General features: G+C 66.8%; 15 protein-coding genes. 7 read left to right on the plus strand and 8 right to left on the minus strand.

The genetic code is table 11. From position 1 onward, the window contains the following. Nucleotides 1–154: 154 nt before the first annotated feature. On the plus strand, nt 155–1,108 hold the full coding sequence (locus PUR53_RS21610) for a bifunctional riboflavin kinase/FAD synthetase (RefSeq protein WP_329898918.1): 954 nt from the start codon (nt 155–157) through the stop codon (nt 1,106–1,108). Between the two features lie 108 nt (nt 1,109–1,216). Here PUR53_RS21610 and PUR53_RS21615 read toward each other — a convergent pair whose 3' ends face one another. The 3 genes from PUR53_RS21615 to eccE all read right to left on the minus strand — a co-directional run bounded on the left by PUR53_RS21615 (nt 1,217) and on the right by eccE (nt 7,039). Continuing rightward, the gene (locus PUR53_RS21615; RefSeq protein WP_329909335.1) at nt 1,217–4,576 is read right to left on the minus strand and encodes an SCO5717 family growth-regulating ATPase; all 3,360 of its coding nucleotides are present in this window, start codon (nt 4,574–4,576) and stop codon (nt 1,217–1,219) included. Between the two features lie 298 nt (nt 4,577–4,874). Continuing rightward, entirely contained in the window at nt 4,875–5,648 is a 774-nt protein-coding gene (locus PUR53_RS21620) for a hypothetical protein (protein WP_329898920.1), read from the minus strand. A 5-nt stretch (nt 5,649–5,653) separates the two neighbouring features. After that, entirely contained in the window at nt 5,654–7,039 is a 1,386-nt protein-coding gene (eccE, locus tag PUR53_RS21625) for a type VII secretion protein EccE (protein ID WP_329898921.1), read from the minus strand. A gap of 205 nt (nt 7,040–7,244) precedes the next feature. On the opposite strand from eccE, the gene eccB reads away from it, so the two are divergent. Genes eccB through PUR53_RS21640 form a run of 3 tightly spaced genes read left to right on the plus strand, consistent with a single transcriptional unit; the run spans nt 7,245 to nt 10,328 of the window. Further along, nucleotides 7,245–8,768, plus strand: coding sequence for a type VII secretion protein EccB (gene eccB / locus PUR53_RS21630; RefSeq protein WP_329898922.1), 1,524 nt, complete (start codon nt 7,245–7,247; stop codon nt 8,766–8,768). Nucleotides 8,769–8,793: 25 nt separating this feature from the next. Next, complete coding sequence (gene mycP, locus PUR53_RS21635) at nt 8,794–10,116, plus strand: type VII secretion-associated serine protease mycosin (protein ID WP_329898923.1); 1,323 nt, start codon at nt 8,794–8,796, stop codon at nt 10,114–10,116. Continuing rightward, nucleotides 10,104–10,328 (plus strand): hypothetical protein, encoded by a 225-nt coding sequence (locus PUR53_RS21640; RefSeq protein ID WP_329898924.1) that lies wholly within the window; start codon nt 10,104–10,106, stop codon nt 10,326–10,328. Before mycP ends, PUR53_RS21640 begins: the two co-directional genes overlap by 13 nt. A gap of 389 nt (nt 10,329–10,717) precedes the next feature. On the opposite strand, the gene PUR53_RS21645 is transcribed toward PUR53_RS21640, so the two are convergent. Together PUR53_RS21645 and PUR53_RS21650 are read right to left on the minus strand one after the other, a co-directional pair. Next, complete coding sequence (locus PUR53_RS21645; protein WP_329909336.1) at nt 10,718–11,071, minus strand: DUF4333 domain-containing protein; 354 nt, start codon at nt 11,069–11,071, stop codon at nt 10,718–10,720. Between the two features lie 129 nt (nt 11,072–11,200). After that, the gene (locus PUR53_RS21650) at nt 11,201–12,196 is read right to left on the minus strand and encodes an ATP-binding protein (protein ID WP_443080341.1); all 996 of its coding nucleotides are present in this window, start codon (nt 12,194–12,196) and stop codon (nt 11,201–11,203) included. Between the two features lie 549 nt (nt 12,197–12,745). Here PUR53_RS21650 and PUR53_RS21655 point away from each other — a divergent pair. Then, nucleotides 12,746–13,627: a helix-turn-helix domain-containing protein gene (locus tag PUR53_RS21655; protein ID WP_329909337.1), complete on the plus strand. Its 882-nt coding sequence runs from the start codon at nt 12,746–12,748 to the stop codon at nt 13,625–13,627. Next, the gene (locus PUR53_RS21660) at nt 13,624–13,845 is read left to right on the plus strand and encodes a DUF397 domain-containing protein (protein ID WP_329909339.1); all 222 of its coding nucleotides are present in this window, start codon (nt 13,624–13,626) and stop codon (nt 13,843–13,845) included. Before PUR53_RS21655 ends, PUR53_RS21660 begins: the two co-directional genes overlap by 4 nt. Before the next feature lie 273 nt (nt 13,846–14,118). Here the strand turns inward: PUR53_RS21660 and PUR53_RS21665 are convergent, their stop codons facing one another. From PUR53_RS21665 to PUR53_RS21675, 3 genes are all read right to left on the minus strand, one after another. Next, nucleotides 14,119–14,592, minus strand: coding sequence for a hypothetical protein (locus PUR53_RS21665; protein ID WP_329909340.1), 474 nt, complete (start codon nt 14,590–14,592; stop codon nt 14,119–14,121). Between the two features lie 92 nt (nt 14,593–14,684). After that, nucleotides 14,685–17,003: a hypothetical protein gene (locus PUR53_RS21670; RefSeq protein WP_329909342.1), complete on the minus strand. Its 2,319-nt coding sequence runs from the start codon at nt 17,001–17,003 to the stop codon at nt 14,685–14,687. 113 nt (nt 17,004–17,116) lie between these two features. Beyond that, a complete protein-coding gene (locus tag PUR53_RS21675; RefSeq protein WP_329909343.1) occupies nt 17,117–17,623 on the minus strand; it encodes a hypothetical protein in 507 nt (168 codons plus the stop codon). 601 nt (nt 17,624–18,224) lie between these two features. On the opposite strand from PUR53_RS21675, the gene PUR53_RS21680 reads away from it, so the two are divergent. After that, entirely contained in the window at nt 18,225–18,671 is a 447-nt protein-coding gene (locus PUR53_RS21680) for a hypothetical protein (protein WP_329909345.1), read from the plus strand. Nucleotide 18,672 lies beyond the last annotated feature (1 nt).

The following is an 18,672-nucleotide window of genomic DNA, read 5'->3' on the forward strand; positions in this document are numbered from 1 at the left end:
GGAGGGAAGCGCCTTCCGCGTCGCGCGCCGGGATCCGTGCTCCGGGTCACAGGCCGGATGCCGATGCGGGCGGAGAGCACCGGGCATGGCACCCTTAGACCTGCGCAAGGGTTAAGCGTCAATACGGACACGGGTTCGACGAGGAGCGGTCACAGTGCAGCGCTGGCGTGGCTTGGAGGACATCCCCGAGGACTGGGGGCGCAGCGTCGTCACCATCGGTTCCTACGACGGGGTGCACCGCGGGCACCAGCTGATCCTCAGCCACGCCGTGGAACGCGCGCGTGAGCTGGGCGTTCCCACCGTCGCCGTCACGTTCGACCCGCACCCCAGCGAGGTCGTGCGCCCCGGCACGCACCCCCCGCTGCTCGCCCCGCACCACCGCCGCGCCGAACTGATGGCCGAGCTGGGTGTGGACGCGGTCCTGATCCTGCCCTTCACGACGGAGTTCTCGCGGCTGTCCCCGGCCGACTTCGTCGTCAAGGTGCTGGTGGACAAGCTGCACGCCAAGGCGGTCGTCGAGGGCCCCAACTTCCGCTTCGGACACAAGGCCGCCGGGGACGTGGCGTTCCTGGCCGAGCAGGGCAAGACGTACGACTTCGAGGTCGAGGTCGTCGACCTGTTCGTCACGGGCGAGGCGGGCGGCGGTCAGCCGTTCTCCTCGACGCTGACCCGACGGCTGGTCACCGAGGGCGATGTCGAGGGCGCGCGCGAGATCCTCGGCCGCCCCCACCGCGTCGAGGGCGTCGTCGTACGCGGCGCCCAGCGCGGCCGCGAACTGGGCTTCCCGACGGCCAACGTCGAGACCCTCCCGCACACCGCGATCCCCGCCGACGGCGTCTACGCCGGCTGGCTGCACGTCGCGGGCGAGGCCATGCCCGCCGCGATCTCCGTCGGCACCAACCCGCAGTTCGACGGCACCGAGCGCACGGTCGAGGCGTACGCCATCGACCGCGTCGGCCTCGACCTCTACGGCCTCCATGTCGCCGTCGACTTCCTCGCCTTCGTGCGCGGCCAGGCGAAGTTCGACTCGCTGGAGGCGCTCCTCGTCGCGATGGGCGAGGACGTGAAGAGGTGCCGGGAGCTGATCGGGGCGCACGAGGCGCAGTAGCCGCCGGGCTCTGGACGCGTCCGTCCGCATGTGCCCGAAGCACGGCCGAGGGCCCGTACCGTTCACGATCCGTGAGCGGTACGGGCCCTCGGCCGTCTCGTCGTGCGGTTACTGCTGCGGCGGTGCCGGCGGGTAGGGCTGCTGGCCCTGTTGCGGCGGGTACGGCTGGCCCGGGCCGGGCTGGCCGGGGTGGCCGGGGTGGCCGTAGGGCCCCGGGGCCTGACCGGGGGCCGGCTGACCCGGGTAGGGCTGGGGCTGACCGGGGTAGGGCTGCTGGCCCTGCTGCGGCGGGTACGGCTGGCCCTGTTGCTGCTGGGGCGGATAGGGCTGGCCCGGCGTCTGCTGACCCGGCATCGGCGGGGCGACGACCGGCGGCGGGTTGCCGTCCGACGTCCACAGACCGTGCGACTGCTGGTGCCGGGCGATGTCCTCGGCGACCATCGCGGCGAGCGTGAAGTACGCCTCCCGCACCTTCGGCCGCATCATGTCGAGGTCCAACTCGGCGCCGGCCGACAGGTGTTCGTCGAAGGGCACGACGACGACACCCCGGCAGCGCGTCTCGAAGTGGGAGACGATGTCGTCCACCTTGATCATCTTGCCGGTCTCGCGCACCCCCGAGATGACCGTGAGAGAACGGGCCACCAGGTCCTGGTACCCGTGCGCGGACAGCCAGTCCAGCGTCGTACTGGCGCTGCTCGCACCGTCCACGGACGGCGTCGAGATGATGATCAGCTGATCGGCGAGGTCGAGCACCCCGCGCATGGCGCTGTAGAGCAGACCCGTGCCGGAGTCGGTGAGGATGATCGGGTACTGCTTGCCGAGGATGTCGATCGCGCGCCGGTAGTCCTCGTCGTTGAACGTCGTGGAAACGGCGGGGTCGACGTCGTTGGCGATGATCTCCAGTCCGGAGGCCGCCTGCGAGGTGAACCGCCGGATGTCCATGTACGAGTTGAGGTACGGGATCGCCTGGACGAGGTCACGGATGGTGGCCCCGGTCTCGCGCCGCACCCGACGGCCGAGCGTGCCGGCGTCCGGGTTGGCGTCGATCGCGAGGATCTTGTCCTGCCGCTCGGTGGCGAGGGTCGAGCCGAGGGCCGTGGTGGTCGTCGTCTTGCCCACGCCGCCCTTGAGGCTGATGACCGCGATGCGGTAGCAGGACAGCACCGGCGTCCTGATCAGCTCCAGCTTCCGCTGCCGCTCGGCCTCCTCCTTCTTGCCGCCCAGCTTGAAGAGCCCGCCTCCCGAGGCCGGACGGCTGCTCTTCTGCTTCTGCTTCTTGCTGTTCAGCAGCCGGTCGGAGGAGAGCTCGACGGCCGCGGTGTAACCGAGCGGCGCCACACCCGGGTTGGTGGGCTGACGGTGGTCGTGCTGCACGGGCTGCGGCCAGGCGGCGCCGGTGCGGGGGTCGACGGGGGCGGAGGGGTGGTGCTGCCCGCCGGGCTGGGCCTGCTGCCCGGGCTGACCGGGGAAGGGGGGTTGAGGCTGACCGGGGTGCTCCGGCTGGCCGGAGTGGGCGGGCTGCCCAGGGCCTCCGGGCTGCCCGGGGAAGGGGGCGTGGGGCTGACCGGGGTGGCCCGGCTGCCCGGGTTGCCCGGGTTGCCCCGGCTGGGCCGGGGGCTGGGGGAACCCGTAACCGCCTTGCGGCGCAGGGGAGTTGGGCGGCCCTGGCGGGGTCGGCGCCGGAACGCCCGGGGCACCGGTGGGCGGGAACCCGTAGCCGGGCTGGGGGGCCGGGGGGTACTGGGGGCCGGGCTGGGGCGGCCCTTGAGGAAAGCCGTAGCCCTGCTGCTGAGGCACGGGGGCACCGGGAGCCCCCTGCTGCTCCGGCTGTGCCGGCTGTCCCGGTTGACCCGCCTGTCCCGGCTGGTCGGGCTGGACCGGGGGTTGGGGGAAGCCGTAGCCGCTCTGCTGGGGGATGGGTGCGTGCGGGGGGACGGGTGCGCTGGCGGGGGGCGGGAAGCCATAACCAGCGGGGGAGGGAGTGTTGGGGGCCTGGGGTGTCGGGCCGGGGGCGGTCGGCGCACCGGAGGCGTCGGGCGCGCCGGGTGACACAGGGGCACCAGGGGTGGCGGGTGCCCCTGGCGTGCCAGGCGCACCGGGCACGCCAGAGGCACCGGGCGCGGCGTCGATCGGGTTGCCCCACGGCGCGGGCGCGCCCTGGGGGGCCTGCGGGTGGAACGGCTGCTGCTGGGGCACGGACGGCTCGCCCAGCTCCGAAGGCGAAGGCGAAGGCGCGGACCCGGGCCACTGCGCCGCGGCCGGCGCGGCGGGCAGGTACGCGGGCGGCAACGGCGGAAGCTCACCCCGTGGCCCCGGCGGGGGTGCCCAGGCGGGGGGCGACTGCGGTACGCCCGGCGCGGCAGGCGGGGCGTACCGCGGAGCGCCCGACTGAGGCGCGGCGTCCTGGTCCGGGAGGTCCTGCGGAGCCGAACTCTGCGCAGCGGTGTCCTGTGGAGCGGCATCCGCCGACTCGCCCCCGTCGGAGACACGGTCCGGCTTCGCGGAGCCGTCGGGCTGCTCGCCCGCAGCCGCTGCGGCTTCGTCGGGCTGCTCGCTCCCGGTGTCAACTGCCCCGGTGGCAACGGCCTCGCCGGACGCGTCCACGGGCGCCGAACCCTCGGCGGTCACACCACCATCACCAGCACTGCCCTGCGCGTCCTGACTCCCGTCGGACGAGCCGGCCTCGGCTGACTGCACGACGGCGTCATCACCGGCACCCGCATACGTACCGACACCAGCATCCGCACCTGTATCGACAACCGCCCCGGCTACGACGGCACTCGCGCTGTCCGGTCCCTGAGGCTGCGCCTCCGCGACCGTGGCCGTACCGGATGGCGCCACGCCCTCGGCGTCGGGCCCCCCGGCACCGTCACTCTCACTGCCGCCGACCACGGACGAGGTTTCCGGCGGTCCGTCCACCTGCGGCGCATTCAACTCGAAGTGATCGGCACCAACTTCACCACCGGAAGCATCACCTGCGGCCACACCTGTACCCGCATCCGCATCCGCCCCAGCGCTCGCAGCGGCACGCGTTTCGGGCGTATCCGCACCCGCGATCTCACGCTTCAACGCGGCAGCGGAAATCCGCATGGTCGCACCGCTCTCGACGTCCCCGTCGGCGACACCGGGTTCGGGCGCGGCGGCAACCGGTGGCCAGGGGGGCGGAAACGCGCCACCCGGACCGGCACCGGGCACGCCGGACATGTCGACGGAAGGACCGACCGGCGGAGCGGACGGGGGCGTCGCGGCACTCCCGGCCGGAGGAACACCCCCCGCACCCGCGCCGGTCTCAGCAGCCGTACCCGTTTCCGAACCGGCCCCTCCCGACGAGGCGTTCTGCGTGTACCAGGCAGGCGGCGCGTAGTCGATGGTGAACTCGCCCGTCATCTCGACGGCGGACTCCGCGTCGGGCTGGTCATCGTCGGGTGTGGCCCAGCCCCCGCGGATCCCGTCCCGATCGCTGCTCACAGTTCCTCCTGGTGTGGTCGAGCACCCTCATGCCGTGCTGGGGCGACCGTTCCTGTCGTCTGATTCGCCGGGCTGGTCCCCCCTCGGGCCCCGGGTCGTGTCGCACCGCCCGTACCACCCGCTCGCGGGCAACTCGCGACGTGCTGTACCCCAGCCTAATCATCAAAACCGCGGACCCGGCAGGCCCGTCTCTCCTGACCAGGTTCGATGAAGGGTGCGACTGCCTCAATGGTGGAGGAACATGGACATATGGCATCGACTCGATCTCAGTACGTCTGCCTCGTCCTGAACTGTCGGCTCAGTCCATGCGACGTGCCACACCCAGCAGACCGGTCTCCGCGTCCGTGGCCTGCGTCTTCACGTACTGCCGGTCCCGCTCCGTGCACCACAGCGTGATGCCGTCCTGCAGCCCGGGTAGTGACCGGATCTCGGGGTGCGGCAGCCCTATCACGCGCCCGATCTCCGTTGCCTCGTCCGGCGACACCCGCTGCACGCCCACGAGGCGAGCCTGGCGCATCAACCGCGGTGCGACCGGACTCAGATAGGGAAGAAGCGTGAGTACGGACTGCCAGGGTGACGACGCCACGCGCCCGCGCGGCGGTCGCATGCCGCAGTCACGCACTACCAGCACCGGTGTGCCGGCCGACGCGCCCTGGGGCGGCACTCGCCCCACGTCGTACACGGCCAGGCCGTTCTGACCGCCGCCCATGGCGTGCACCAGCGGCATCCAGGCCTGTGCCCGTCCCGTCTCCACGGCAACACGCGCCCCCGTCGCCGCCGAACGGAGTGCCAGGACCTGGGCCGTCCACAGACCGCCGATGAGGACGACGTCGAACGGGGTCGGGCGGTTGATCCCGAGAACGGCGGGCTGGCCCTGTTGGTTGACACCCACCACCACACCGTCGTCTCCGATGGGCAGCGAGAGCGCCCCCACCTGTTCCACGGGCAGTGTGTGCCGCGGGTGCCGGGGACCCAACAGTCCGAACCCGGTGCGCAGTCGCTGTCCGAGGCCCGTGACCTCCGAAGTGCCTTCGGGTGCGGACGCGGATGACGGCGATGCCGATGCCCTCATGGCCATCAGCGGGTACCTCCGAGCGGCAGGGTGGCGAGAACGCCAGGGAGTTGTTCACGGTCCAGACGCACGAGCCCGGTCCGCACCTGACGCGCGGCCTGCTCCAGATCGCGTCGCGCGTCGGTCAGCTCCTGCATGCTGCGACCGGTGATGCGAAGGTGACCTGCAAGGGTGACGTCCTGCCGACCGCCTTTGGCCAGCGTCAGACTGAAGGTCGTCGCCAGCGCGGGAACCGCGGTCAGATGCGCCACCAACTGTGCCAGCGAGGTGCCGGAGCCGCCCAGTTGAGGCCAGCGGCGCACCCAGTACGTGGTGTGGCGACGATTGTCACAGCGCCAGCTGCGGCTGGACTCCTCGGTCCGCCGCTGTGGTGCCTCGTCCCGCCCGGTCTGTGCGGCCTGCGCGGTCACCATCGGGTTGGCGCACGCGGAGGTGGCGATGGCAGCTGTCAGCCCCTCCTCCGTCAAGAGATTGGCCCGGAAGCCGGCGCCGGTCAGTCGACTGGACAAGTGCTCCGCCGACCGCACCAGACACTTCTGCGCCCCACGGAGCCCGCCGCCGCGCGCGGCCACCGCTTCAGGGCACGACTCGGGGTCGAGTTTCAACGCTATCCACATGATGCGCACCGCCGGAGCGCCGGTCTGGGCCTGGAGCGGTGCGTAATTGCTCACGACGACCGACTGCTGGGGCAGATGCAGCGCGGGCGCCGGCTGGGTGTGCACCAGGATCTGCGCCGACTCCAACCGGATTCCGTCGACTTCGAGGACGTCCTGCACGAGCGCGACGGGCAGCGGTCGGCGACTGCGCTCGGCGCGCAGCGCACCGGCATCCGACTCCAGCTGGAGCACCGCGGTGAGGAATCCTCCGTCGCCCACCATGCCGACCGGCCGCCGATCGCGACGGTCGCCGCGGTGGAAGCTGTACGTCCGCAGGCTGGGATCACACTCCACGGCAGGGGCGAAGCCGGAATCGATCCCCGAAGGAGCCGGTGCGCTCGCGGCCCTGCGCATACGGGCCCGCAGTGCCAGCAGCGAGCCCAGCCACTCGGGCAGGGAGTGTCCGCGGCGTCGTACGAGAGCGAGCACGACCAGCACGGCAGCGACCGCGACGGCCGGAATGAGCGCGGCCGTACCGACGAGCCATCCGACGACCACGAGGGCGGCCGCCATCTCCAGCATCACCAGTCGCTGTACCGCGAACGAGCCACCGTGCCCCGAGTGGGACCTCAGATGGGGCGACACGGACCCGCGGGAAGACGCGGCGGCGTCAGGCGCCGCTCCCGACCGCGCTGTCGGAGAAGGAGAGGACGAACCGCGCGAACGCGACCGAAGCGTGCCACCTGATCGCGGCCCCGATTGCGATCGCGACCGGGCCCGTGTTGCGGAAGCCATTGCTCCAAACCCCCCGAACTCTCCCGAAAACCCATGCCCTCAGGACCCTGCACAGCCTGAGCGCCCTGCCCGTGCCATCAGCACAGTCACGCAACAGGCATAGTAGGGGGCGCCTCTGACAGCCTGGGCGCCAGAGGCAATTGAGGACAGGGGCGGATCTTCACAGTTCCCCCCGCGGCTCCGCACGGGGAGAGAGCGGACACAGATGGCATCACGGCGGGACGAACTCAACGCCTACACCTTCGCGAAGCGCCGTACGCTCGCATCCTTCCTTCAGCCGTCTCCGTCGGGTTCGGAGGAGGGCGCCCCCAAGCCGCTGCGGGCGCTGTGGCCCGGCGCCGTCGTCGGGGTGGTGATTCTCGCGGTCTTCGGGGGCATCGGTGTGTTCAGCCCGAAGGCACCCAAAGACTGGGCCAAGGCGGAGGAGCACGTCATCGTGGCGAGCGATTCCACCACCCGATACGTGGTGCTGAAGACGAATGGTCGCGAGCAGCTGCATCCGGTTCTCAACATGGCATCGGCCAAACTGCTCCTGGATCCCGGCAAGGCCGACATCATCACCGTCGACGAGGAGATCCTCGACAGCGGCGAGCCGCCGCACGGTGCCACGATCGGGATTCCCTACGCCCCCGACCGTCTGCCCTCCCCCGACGAGGCGGAGGTCGCCAAGCGCTGGGCCGTGTGCGAGCGTCCCGGTGACGGCGGCCGCGCCATCCAGAAGGCCGCGTTCGTCCTGGCCGAGAAGGAGTTCGACAAGACGGGAGGCTCCGAGAAGCTCTCCGGCGGCGACTTGATGTACGTCGTCGGCCCGGACGGCAAGACGCAGTACGTGGTCGACGCGCGGGGCACGGCGTACCAGCTGGCCGACCCGACCGACGCCGAACTGCTCAAGGCCCTCGACACCCAGGGCAGAGACCCGCAGCGCGTGTCCCAGAAATGGCTCGACACCCTCCACAAGGGCGACCCGATCTCCATCCCGGAGATCGACGGTACGCCTGGCACGAAGGCGAACGCCTCCATCGGCCTTGAGCAGTACGACAAGGTCGGTGAGGTCATCAAGGCATACGACGGCCGGCGGATGCAGTACTACGTGGTGCTGCAGGGCGAGGTGGCCCGGATCTCCGAGTTCGTCGCCACGCTGCTGCTCAACAGCGGGGACCTCGTCGACGTCGGACAGGCCGGAGAGGCACAACAGGTCCACCCCGGTGCGGTCGCCGACAGTACGACCTTCGAGGCGGACAAGACCTGGCCGGCGTTCAAGCCGAGAACGGTGAACGACGGCTCCAGCGCCACCTCGGGCCGCAACACCGTCTGCAACGTCCTGCTGTCGGTCGGCTCGAAGGGAAAGACGAAGCTGTCCACCTGGGTGGGCACCGACTTCCCCGCTCAACTGCCGACCGGATCCTCCAGCGCGTATGTCACTCCGGGCTCCGGCCAGCTCTACCGCCAGTTCAAGGGCGCGGAGACGAGGGCAGGTGGCGTCTTCCTGGTCACGGACACGGGCCTGCGTTACGCGCTGCAGTCCAACAGCGACAGCACCACCGGGGACGAGGGCATCGGCACCTCGGCCAAGCAGCGTGAGGAAGCGCTCAACGAGGCGAAGATCGCCCAGACCCGGCTCGGCTACGAAAGGGTGACGCCCTCTCCCATCCCGGCGCAGTGGTCGACGTTCCTGCCAACGGGGCCACGCCTGTCGGAGGCTGCGGCGCGGCAGCCGCAGGGTTCGTAGGCGTGCGGTGGAGGGGAGCGAAGCGATGTCGAAGGCGAACGCGAGGGCGCTGAGTGCGCGGATCAGGCGGAACACAGAGAGGTGGGGGCTCCGGAGCGGCTGGGGTACGAGAACGGCCGCCCGGGCCGCCGCGACCGCGCTGATCGCCTCCACCTCGGTACTCGCTCTGCCCGCGACCACTGCTTGGGCCGACGCCGGCCAATGCACGTTCCCGTCGAAGGACTACGCGGGCCGTCCCTGGGCGCTGCAACGCGTCAACCTCGACGAACTGTGGGCGCTGTCCACGGGGAAGAACGTCCAGGTGGCCGTGATCGACACGGGGGTGGATGTCAAGAATCCCCAGCTCACCAAGGCCGTGGACGCCGCCAAGGGCGCGAACTACCTCCCCGCGAAGAACTCCGAGGGCGAGAAGATCGACCGCGGCAACAGCCAGGGCACCACCGACACAGTGGGCCACGGCACACGCGTGGCCGGCATCATCGCGGCCCGACCGCTGAAGGGGACCGGCTTCGTGGGCCTGGCCCCGGACGCCAAGATCATTCCGATCAAGCAGAACAACGCGGAGGGCGACGGAACGGCCCTCACTCTGGCGTCGTCGATCCGTCACGCCGTCGACGTGGGCGCCGATGTCATCAACATCTCGCAGGACACGGCCAACGCCGTGAGGCCCGATGTGAGACTGGAGGACGCCGTCGACTACGCCCTCGACAACAAGGTCGTGGTCGTCGCCTCGGCCGGCAACGACGGCCTGGGCGGCAACGTCAAGGTCACCTACCCGGCGTCGTACAAGGGAGTCCTGGCAGTGGCGTCCTCCGACCGCAACAACGAACGCGCCCCCTTCTCACAATCAGGGGAATTCGTAGGAGTCGCAGCCCCAGGCGTCGACATGATCTCCACAGTCCCCGACGGCGGCCACTGCTCCGACAACGGCACGAGCTTCTCCGCGCCGTACGTGGCCGGTGTGGCGGCTCTCCTGAAGTCCAAGTACCCGGACTGGACCGCCCAGCAGGTTGTCGCCCAGATCGAACAGACAGCGGAACGCTCGATCCCCGGCCATGACCCCTTGGTGGGGTGGGGAGTGGTCGACCCCGTCAACGCGCTGACGAACGTGGACCCGGAGCGCCCTGTCGAGAGCCCGAAGCCCGAGGGCGGAGTAGCCAGGGGCGAGGCCCCCTCGGTCACCCCACTGCACTTCGGTGAGTCCGCGGAGGAACGAAACACGCGCCTGGCGACGTATGTGACCGTAGGCGGCCTCGTCCTGGTGGCGGGGCTGAGCGGCACGGCGGTGGCGGTGCGGGATTCGCGGCGCAAGCAACGACGGCCGGGAGGCAACACATGGACCCACTGACCCAACTGACCGTACTGGGCCTGATTCTGTCCGTGGTACTTCTGGCCATGGCCTGCGTCAAGGCGGACTGGGTCCGCGCCTGGCGCTCCCGCGTCAACCCCTCGGCCGAGGAACTGCCCGACTCCGCCTTCATCGTCGCCCGCATCGCCCTCATCACGATGGCCGGCATGGGCATCTACCTGGCCGTCCAGAGCTTCGGCGTCTCCCGATGACGCGGCGCGGGACGACAGCGACCTGACGGGGGCGGTGCAGGGGCCACGGACGGCCTGGGCGGCTGCATGTACCGCCGTCTCGGGTGTAGACACCGAACCGGCTGACGCCAACACCGACTTCGAACGTCTACTTCATGGTCAGGGGGAACGGAACTGGCGTCGTGTTCTGTATGTATATCGAAAGCTTTCGGTCGAGAGGGGACGACTGCATGCAGACGGGCATCACCGGCGTCGAGGGACGCTCACTCATCGAGCTTGTCGGCTCGCAGTGGAGGGGGAGGACTGTTACGGGTCGACCCGGACCGCATCATTTCCGTGCCCCGCGCACCGTTCGCGATCAGACGTGGACGATCGTCACTCGTGAGGGGTAGCTAGGAAATGCTCAGTTGTCAGTTCGGAGCCGGGGAAGCCGCGCTGTCGGCCTTGATGTCGAAGTTGATCTGGTCTCCATCGACAGAGGTCACCTTGACCGCTACGCCCAAGGTGCTGCCGTCGTCTGCTGTGAGCGTGCAACGCGTCGTAGTGCCAACCTTCCCGGCGAGGTCCTCGGGGCAGGAGATGTCTGGCTTCGGCTGGCCGGTTGTGGCGGCGAGCTTCTCGGCGACGATGGTGGCCAGTTTGTCCGAGGACATCTTCGTCGTGGACGTTCCGACGTCGACCGAGGCCGAGCAGCCGCCGAGCAGCACGCCGACGGAGACGGCCGCGAGGCTCCAAGTTGCTGCGGACAAGCGGACTATGGTCATGGGTGGTTCCGTTCCTAGTGATCAAGACAAGAGACTCTGGAAGCGTACTGGGCATGCTGGAGAGGCTCTTGGGTGCAGAGGACGCTGCCCTAGAGGACGGGAAGCTGGTGCTGGCCAAAGGGCGGAAGCTCAGGAACCTTCCGATTGTTGGTTGTGACCCCGCGGCGCCGCTCGGAACGTCGTACCTACTACGCCGCCCACAGCCGCCCGCCGTCGGCCCGCAGCCTGCGCGATACCGAGCTCACCGAACAGATACGCCGGATCCACGCCGACAACTACGGTGCGGGACCCCTTGCCAAAAGGGGTCCTCACAAGGTGATGTTCGTGGATATCACCTGGCGACCGAGTGGCGAATTCGGCCCAGAACGTCAGGCCGCTGCCCGCCCGGCGCTGCCCCCAGCGGGTGGCCAGGGCAGCCGTGATGAGCAAGCCGCGCCCGTGTTCTTCTTCTGCATCTACTTCCGATTTCGGAGGTCGGGACGGCGGGAACGGGACCATGGCCCCCTGCCCTGCACTCGTGCCTTCGTCGGTCACGCTCACGGTGGCTGTAGTGATGCCGAGCGCGAGAGTGATCGCGATGAGACGGCAGTCGCTGTGCTCCAAGGCATTGGCCACCAGCTCACCCGTAACGGTTTCCAAGTCGTTCACGGCATCCGGCGCGAGCCCCCACCACTGAGCCGCGTCACGCACGTAGCGGCGTGCGACACCTGCGGAGGCGAAGTCTGCCCCGGGCAACGTGAGCAGACCGAAGGCCCGCGGTTCGACGGGGCTTGTGCATGACAGCGCCTCGGGCACGCCAGGGATGTTTTCCACCGACGGAGGTGCTGCCTGGGCTCCACCAAGATGAGCGCCCCGAGAGCGAGCGATCAACAATGCGTCCGTGAGCGCATCACTCAACTGAGTTGCGAGAGAAACAAGGTGCCCGTCCTTCTTCCCGCCGCTGTCTGTCAGGAGATCCCGCGCACGGCTGAGCAGCCGCTCCGCCAGGTTCAGTTGCCCGCTCTCGCGATCGGTCAGCCGGGAGACAGAGCCGCTCTCGCCGCCGTCCGCGAGGAGGAGGCACGCCTGACGGTGCGCACCGGTCCATGGCAGGAGCCTTACGTGAGTCGCTTCCTTGTCACCCATCACGCTGCCTCCAACTGTGCATGAATGTCACGGGTGTTGAGGTAGATCCGGTGCGTCACAGACCACAGGGTGTCGTCTCGACGCCGCTGGAGCCGGGCCTCCTCGTCAGTTCGTACACGGTGAGATATGGGCGAACGAGGCGGGTCGTGGTGTCGTCGATGGGCTCGTACCAGGCTTGGACGGTGGGGGAGATGAGGGGGCGAAGCCGAGCTGGCGTCGACGGGTGCGGGGTCAGTGGTCGCCCTCCTCGATGACGCCCAGTCGGAACGAAGAACCCCCTTGCTCGATTACCGAGTTGTGAGATCAGCCGCCTCATGACGACTCCTTCAGAGCAATGGATGCATTGACCTGTAATGAGCAGGTATGAGCGCTTGGTGCGCCCGTCGAGCATGGTTTCCATTGAATTTCAATGGTCGATAGTCGCTTGGCTGGGCTCTCACTCGATCTGGTGAACGTGGCAGTGGGGTATGCGCCAACGCCTGCGTAGGCTCTGGGCGTTGGCACCGAGAGCTGGGGACCCATACCGAAAGCGGCCGGGTAGGAGACGAGATGACGACGGTACGAGGATCAGTAGGCCCCGCCGGCCGCATGCAGATCGCCCGCGCACTTAAGGCACTTCGCTCCAGGGTGAACCTCACGCAGTCCGAAGTCGCCAAGCGGTCAGGTGTATCTGTAGGGACCGTGAACCGGTACGAGACATGGCAGGACCGCGCCAGGCTTCGGGTGCCCACCATGCGGGCCCTCGCCGACTCCTGCGATGCGACGACCGAGGAACGGGACACGTTGGTCGAGCTCGTCCGGAACCTGGACAACGGCTGGTGGATGGACCACCCGGCCGTGCCGGAGGTCATGGACCCACTGATGTCCTTCGAGGATGTCGCCACGTACGAGCACGTCTTCGCGAACGCGCTGGTACCGGGCCTGCTCCAGACCCCGCGCTATGCGCTCGCGCTATATGAGGCACAGGACGTCCGCACTGAAGCGGACGTGATCGCGAACAAGGTGGACGCCCGCATCAAGCGGCAGGCCATCCTCGACCGCATTCCTGCGCTCCACCTGTGGGTGGTTCTCGACCACTCGGTGCTCCGGCGACTCGTCGGCGGCACGGACGTGATGGTCGAGCAGATCAATCATCTGCACGCCATGGCTCAACGCCCCAACGTCGACATCCAAGTACTCCCATTCACCGCGGGCGCCCACGCAGCCGGCTCCGGCGGCCACTTCCTCGTCCTCGGACGCGACAGCGAGGACCCCCTACTCAGCAGCATGAACGTGGTCTATCTCGAACTCCACAGGCGGGGGCTCTACCTTGACGCTCACACCGAAGTCCAGAACTACAAACTCATGTTTGACTACCTGCGTTCACAAGCCGCCGACACCTCGGCCAGCCTTGATCTACTGACTGCAGCACGACAGGAGTTCACTCGATGAACGATCTACCGGCCTCTGCCAAGCTAGCGACAGCAGCCTGGTTCAAGAGCAGCTACAGCGCAGCGGACAACGAGTGCGTTGAAATAGCCCTGGCGTCGCCGTGGGTCGGGGTACGCGACTCGAAAGCGCTCCATCGAGGTGCACTGGCCATCAACACCAACGCATTTACGAGGTTCGTCAACGCGACGAAGACAGGGAACAGCTTGCGAATATTTTGATCGCGCTCCCGGACGTTTCACCAAGGAACTTCTGGATCAAGGTACGGGTTGGCGTGCTCGACTCTCCCTACCATCGTCCAGCCCTTGTCGCGGTCCGGATCCGACAGCAGCCCCTCGATGCACCAGCCACTCCACAGGATCAAGCCGACTTTGCAACAGCCCTGCGGCCTCCGCGAGTTCAACCTGAGTAGCTGGTCAGGTCGGGTTGACGTGGTTGTTGCCGGGTGCGGTTCATCAAGAAAGCCACGAGCGGTTTGGTGAGTTTTTCCTGCGTTAGTTGCACTGCGTGGAACTCTCGGCAGCCTTGGTGAAGCCGGCAATGAGCTGCTTCATTGCAGCAGCGTCTCTATGCTTCGAGCCGGGTGCTTGAACGGCGGTAAAGAGAACTTGTTCTTTATACTTACTGTTCTGGCAGTTTGCCGCCTTGCCGAAAGCTTGGTAGCCCGAGAAGGCATACTTGCCGTCATCTGTTTGATGATTGGGATCATCCAAGGTCATGCCGCGGGCGAACTGAAGAATGCTCATGTCGTTCCACCATTCCTGAGAAGTCTGAACGATCAGTTTTCCGTCCACGGAGATGGAACATTTGGCGACCCCTTGAGGGTTTGAGGTCGCCTTGCTTGTGAGTTTTTCTCCGGAAGGCAAAAAGGGGGACAGTGCCTTTGCGTTGATTGAGGTTCCGCATGCTGAGTCGGGAACTGTGTATTCGCGTTTCTCCTGATCTCCGGAGCACCCCGAAATAATCATGAGGGACGCAATCGTCCCAACTGCGGTGGACGTGCGGTGCTTTCGAGTGCAGATATGAGAGTAACTCACAGTGTGCTCGCTAAGTTGAGAGTTTATCCGGGAGAGGTTGTGCTACCGGGGGCCTGGCCGTCAAGGAGGGCGCGCGCATTGACGTAACCTTGTCGAGCTCCTTCTCTAGACCAGGTTTCGATATCTTCGGCATTGGACAAGCCGTGTTCAGTGGCTGCGGTGTGTGCTCCAATGCCGACGTACTCGTTGTTCGTGACAAGAGCGGCTTGCCAGGCGTCGCCCATTTGTTGGTACTTGTCTGCCAGGGCGTTCCCCTCGGCGTCCTTGAATACTTGTTCCAGGACCAGGCTTGTCGCTGTGCCGGCGCCGCCACCCACCAAAGCCCCGATCCATGGCGTCGCAATGAAGGAAGTGCCGACCCCTACGGCAGTTCCGACACCACCGGAAATTGCGTTCTTGTACTGAGCCATAGAGTGGTCGAATTCCTTGTCCTCGTCGGAACCGGGGTTTCCAATGGCTTCCTGACGTCCGAGTCCGAGGGTGCCTGATAGCTCACCGGAGCGTGAGGAGATGTACCGGACAGTGGTCTCTGTATTCTCGGAGAATCTTTGGTCGGCTGGCAAATCCGGATCAAGGTGGTAATCCATCAATTTTGCCATGTATGCTTGCTGCCCGACTTCGACAGCGGCGTATCCCTCGTCATTCTGTCCCAACGCGAAGAGGAATTTGGTGACGTCTGGGTGATTCAGGGAGGCGTCGGTACCTGCAACGGGGTAAAGCCTCTTGATGTCGTTCCAGGCGTGCGAGTCCTCATCCCTCGCCACGTCGCTCACTGCCCTATTGATGTCCGGCAGATACTCCGAGGCCATCTGTCCCATGCTGTCTGACATGTACCCGTTATCGGTCAGGCGTCCAGAGTCATCTCCCACGGAAGCGACGATGGCGTTGAAAAGCTTCGCTTGCTGATCATTGTGAGCAGGCGTATCCGGGGTTGGCAGCTCGCCGGCCGGGTGTCCCGTGGTGGCAGCTTCCAGCGCCAACGCAAGGTTGTTCTGACCCGTGTGGAGATCATCGCCCTTCGAGTCGGCCTCCTGCGGCCACTGCCGCTCCTCAAACAAGTACTGGAAATTGGACAGTGACACCTTGCCCTTGTAGGTGTTGGCGTCGTCCGAGTCCCGTTCGAAGGGGTTGTCGGGGTCGTCCTTCGACACGTATTGCTGATTGAAGAAATCGGTAGCTGCCGCAGGGCTGTTGGACAGGCCCTTCAAGTAACCCGTGAGTGGGTCGGAGCCGCTGTCCTCTCCAATCCGGTTCAGTTGGGGACTGCTGCCGATCTGCTGCCAGACCCCGTTCCCATGCTCGCCATTTCCGGTGAGCCTGCGCTCGGCGTCCATGAGCTTGGTGCCGTAGTCGTGCAGGAACTGGTCATCGTAGTCACCGGTTCGCATCAGGTTGCTCATGACCTGGAAGCCCATCGGACCGCCGCTGGTGCCGTAGATCGGCTTGTCGCCGATGTCGATCATCTGGCGCTTCCAGTCGGTCATGGCCAGGGAGTCGCTCTGCGAGGCGTGGGCCAGCGTGGTGCCAAGGTTGCGCTGGAGGTCGTCGAACTGGTCGAGGCGCTTGTGGGTGAGTTCGTAGTTTCCCCTGTTGGTGTCGGTGACACCGGTCCAGAACTCAAGAGTCTTCTTCGGACCGAGGGTCGTCGCGAACGTTTCGCCGAAGAGGGCATCGTTTGCGTACTTCTTGAGTCCGTCGTTGAGCCTGTCGAAGTCCTTGACCGTCAGGTCGTCGGGGTCCTTCTTCGCGAGCTTCGCCAGTTCCTTGGCCGCCTTGACGGCTGCGGCCGCGGAATCCCGGTCGGAGTAGTTGGCGTCCGAGAAGCCCAGCCTGCTCTGATCGGCGATTGCTTGGAGGACGGTGCTTGCCGAGTCATCGCTCTGGGTGGCTTTGTTCAGAATTCCCTGGACCTCGTCGCGAAGCGCGGTGATGTCCCCCTGGTTGTCCGTGTCCGCCTTGGCGCGGCCTTCCGGAGGAACGTCCGAGGTGACTGTGAATCCGCCCTCGTACCCGATGACTTTCAGGTTCTTCTTCCGGCCGCGGTCGATGGCCTCGGTCAGCTGCCGGTGATAGCCCTTCAGCTCGCCCCGGGTGTCGCTGAGGATGCTGTGAATGGTTTTGGCCTGCGTGTGGGCATCGGCAAACTCGCCTGCCGTCTTGCCGATGAACTCTTTGGAAACCTGGGCGTTCATACCAGCCCAGTTGGCCTTGTTCGCGGCCTGGTGCAGCCCGTCTTCGGCGTCCTTCTTCAGTTCTTCGAGGCGATCGACGAGTGTCGACCAGTCGGTGACGGCGTCGTCGAGCAGTTTGAAGCTGGCATGGAGGAGAGTGTCGAGTTGCATCGGATTTCGTCCTCAGGGCAGGGAAGTAGGGGGAGTAGGCGTGGGTGCTTCACGGCGCAGATGTCGGTACTGGATGGCGCGGTGGGCCATGCCGCCGACGGTCCGAGCCGCCGCTACTCCTTCTTCTTGTTCTCCTCCGGGTAGTAGGCGCGGTTCTTTTCACCAGGTGTTCCGACGCGTTCGTCGAATCCGGCGTCCAGTGCGTCGATGCTGCTCATCTGGCGTTGGATGAAGCCATCGTCCCCGGTGTGCAGCTTCGTGGTGACATGCATGTGGTTCGAGATGTGCGCGACGGCATCCCTCAGGGACTTGAGCTGCTCTTCCCAGCGGGTCGACACATGCTTGAGGCCCGCGCCGAGGGCGAAGCCCTGCTTCGACAAGTCGCCGGCCGCCGAGTCACTGCTGGGGACGGCGACGCGGGCCTTGTCCCAGAGATCGTTGTAGAGGGTGTGCGCGATCTTGCCGATCTTGCTCAGATCGGTCTGATTGGCCTTGAGGACCCCGAACTTCTCCGGAAGCGCAGAAGAGCCGCCACCACCCTCGACCTGGTTCAACTGCATGTGCGTCGACTGCCGCTCGGCTGCCTCCGCCTTGAGCTGCTCCCACTCTTCCCATGCCATGGGTAGAACCCTTCCCCCAGTGTGCTCGGCCAGCGCTCCTCATGCCACCGTCTGGACAGACGCTGCTGTTCCGATGGTGTGGTGGCGAGTCAAGTTAGCAACCCGGCCCATGGTGAGTTTGGATCATGTCCACTGTACGTAGATTGTCGGTCGTGAACGTTCGCAGGAGACGTGTGCTCGGGACCACGGTGACGGCTGGAAGGGGGAGGGGACCCGTGGCTGGGCGCCGCTTCGGCTACGACACGCAGGAGTTGACGCGGAGACCCGATGGAGCGCCTGCGCGAGTCTGATGAAGATCGCAAGCAGTGTGACGCCGTCGTCCGTGGTGACCCTGCATCATGGGGTAGAGCCACGCGGGCCCGGTGCACGGCCCGTCATGTGCACCCGTTCACAGTGAACAGACAGGACGGGCAAAGGGTGACAGTCGATCGGTCTCGTAACCGGACTGACGTACATCGCTGTTGGCCCGGTTGTGCAGGTTGACTACAGTGGCGAGAGCGCCGTGAGGCCCGGCTCGCTTTGCGAATCGCACGGCGCGTGGTTGGCCGGGTCCCGATCAAGGTCGGGGCTGGCGGTGTACGGGGCAACGGGGAGGGGCATCGTGCTTCCGGCAGAGATGGCGGGGGGTGTGTCGGCGGCCAGGGCGGCGAACCTGGAGGCCAGTGGTGAGGCCCTGGACAAGTTCGTGAAGCGGGTGGACGCGGTTCTCCGCGACCTTGAGACGTCGGCCGGTAACCCGACGAAGGTGGGCGCTCAGACCATCAGGGCGACGTCGCTGAGCGCTGGGGCGGACGGCGTCTTCCCTGAGGCCGACGGCTTGTACACGCAGTACAACCGGGTCCATCAAGAGCTCACTTCCCTGTCCAAGACCCTGCATCTGCAGATTGAGGCGACCGCCATCGCGGTTCAGGGTGCGCATCGGGGCTTCGACAACCTTGAGGAGGAACTGCGGCAGCGGTTCTATGCCATCCAAGGAGAGATCACGGAGATCCAGGATGCCAAGGACGGCAAGCAACGCGTCGGTGACAGCCGCACCATGGTGAAGTGAC

It is taken from the genome of Streptomyces sp. SP18BB07 (genome assembly GCF_036322545.1).
In the GTDB taxonomy this organism is placed as follows: domain Bacteria; phylum Actinomycetota; class Actinomycetes; order Streptomycetales; family Streptomycetaceae; genus Streptomyces; species Streptomyces deccanensis.

Excerpts from the sequence above, each read along its gene's own strand:
- PUR53_RS21620 (WP_329898920.1), bottom strand. The coding sequence starts at position 5,648 with ATGAGGGCATCGGCATCGCCGTCATCCGCGTCCGCACCCGAAGGCACT.
- eccE (WP_329898921.1), bottom strand. The coding sequence starts at position 7,039 with ATGGCTTCCGCAACACGGGCCCGGTCGCGATCGCAATCGGGGCCGCGA.
- eccB (WP_329898922.1), top strand. The coding sequence starts at position 7,245 with ATGGCATCACGGCGGGACGAACTCAACGCCTACACCTTCGCGAAGCGC.
- mycP (WP_329898923.1), top strand. The coding sequence starts at position 8,794 with ATGTCGAAGGCGAACGCGAGGGCGCTGAGTGCGCGGATCAGGCGGAAC.
- PUR53_RS21640 (WP_329898924.1), top strand. The coding sequence starts at position 10,104 with ATGGACCCACTGACCCAACTGACCGTACTGGGCCTGATTCTGTCCGTG.
- PUR53_RS21645 (WP_329909336.1), bottom strand. The coding sequence starts at position 11,071 with ATGACCATAGTCCGCTTGTCCGCAGCAACTTGGAGCCTCGCGGCCGTC.
- PUR53_RS21650 (WP_443080341.1), bottom strand. The coding sequence starts at position 12,196 with ATGGGTGACAAGGAAGCGACTCACGTAAGGCTCCTGCCATGGACCGGT.
- PUR53_RS21655 (WP_329909337.1), top strand. The coding sequence starts at position 12,746 with ATGACGACGGTACGAGGATCAGTAGGCCCCGCCGGCCGCATGCAGATC.
- PUR53_RS21660 (WP_329909339.1), top strand. The coding sequence starts at position 13,624 with ATGAACGATCTACCGGCCTCTGCCAAGCTAGCGACAGCAGCCTGGTTC.
- PUR53_RS21665 (WP_329909340.1), bottom strand. The coding sequence starts at position 14,592 with ATGATTATTTCGGGGTGCTCCGGAGATCAGGAGAAACGCGAATACACA.
- PUR53_RS21670 (WP_329909342.1), bottom strand. The coding sequence starts at position 17,003 with ATGCAACTCGACACTCTCCTCCATGCCAGCTTCAAACTGCTCGACGAC.
- PUR53_RS21675 (WP_329909343.1), bottom strand. The coding sequence starts at position 17,623 with ATGGCATGGGAAGAGTGGGAGCAGCTCAAGGCGGAGGCAGCCGAGCGG.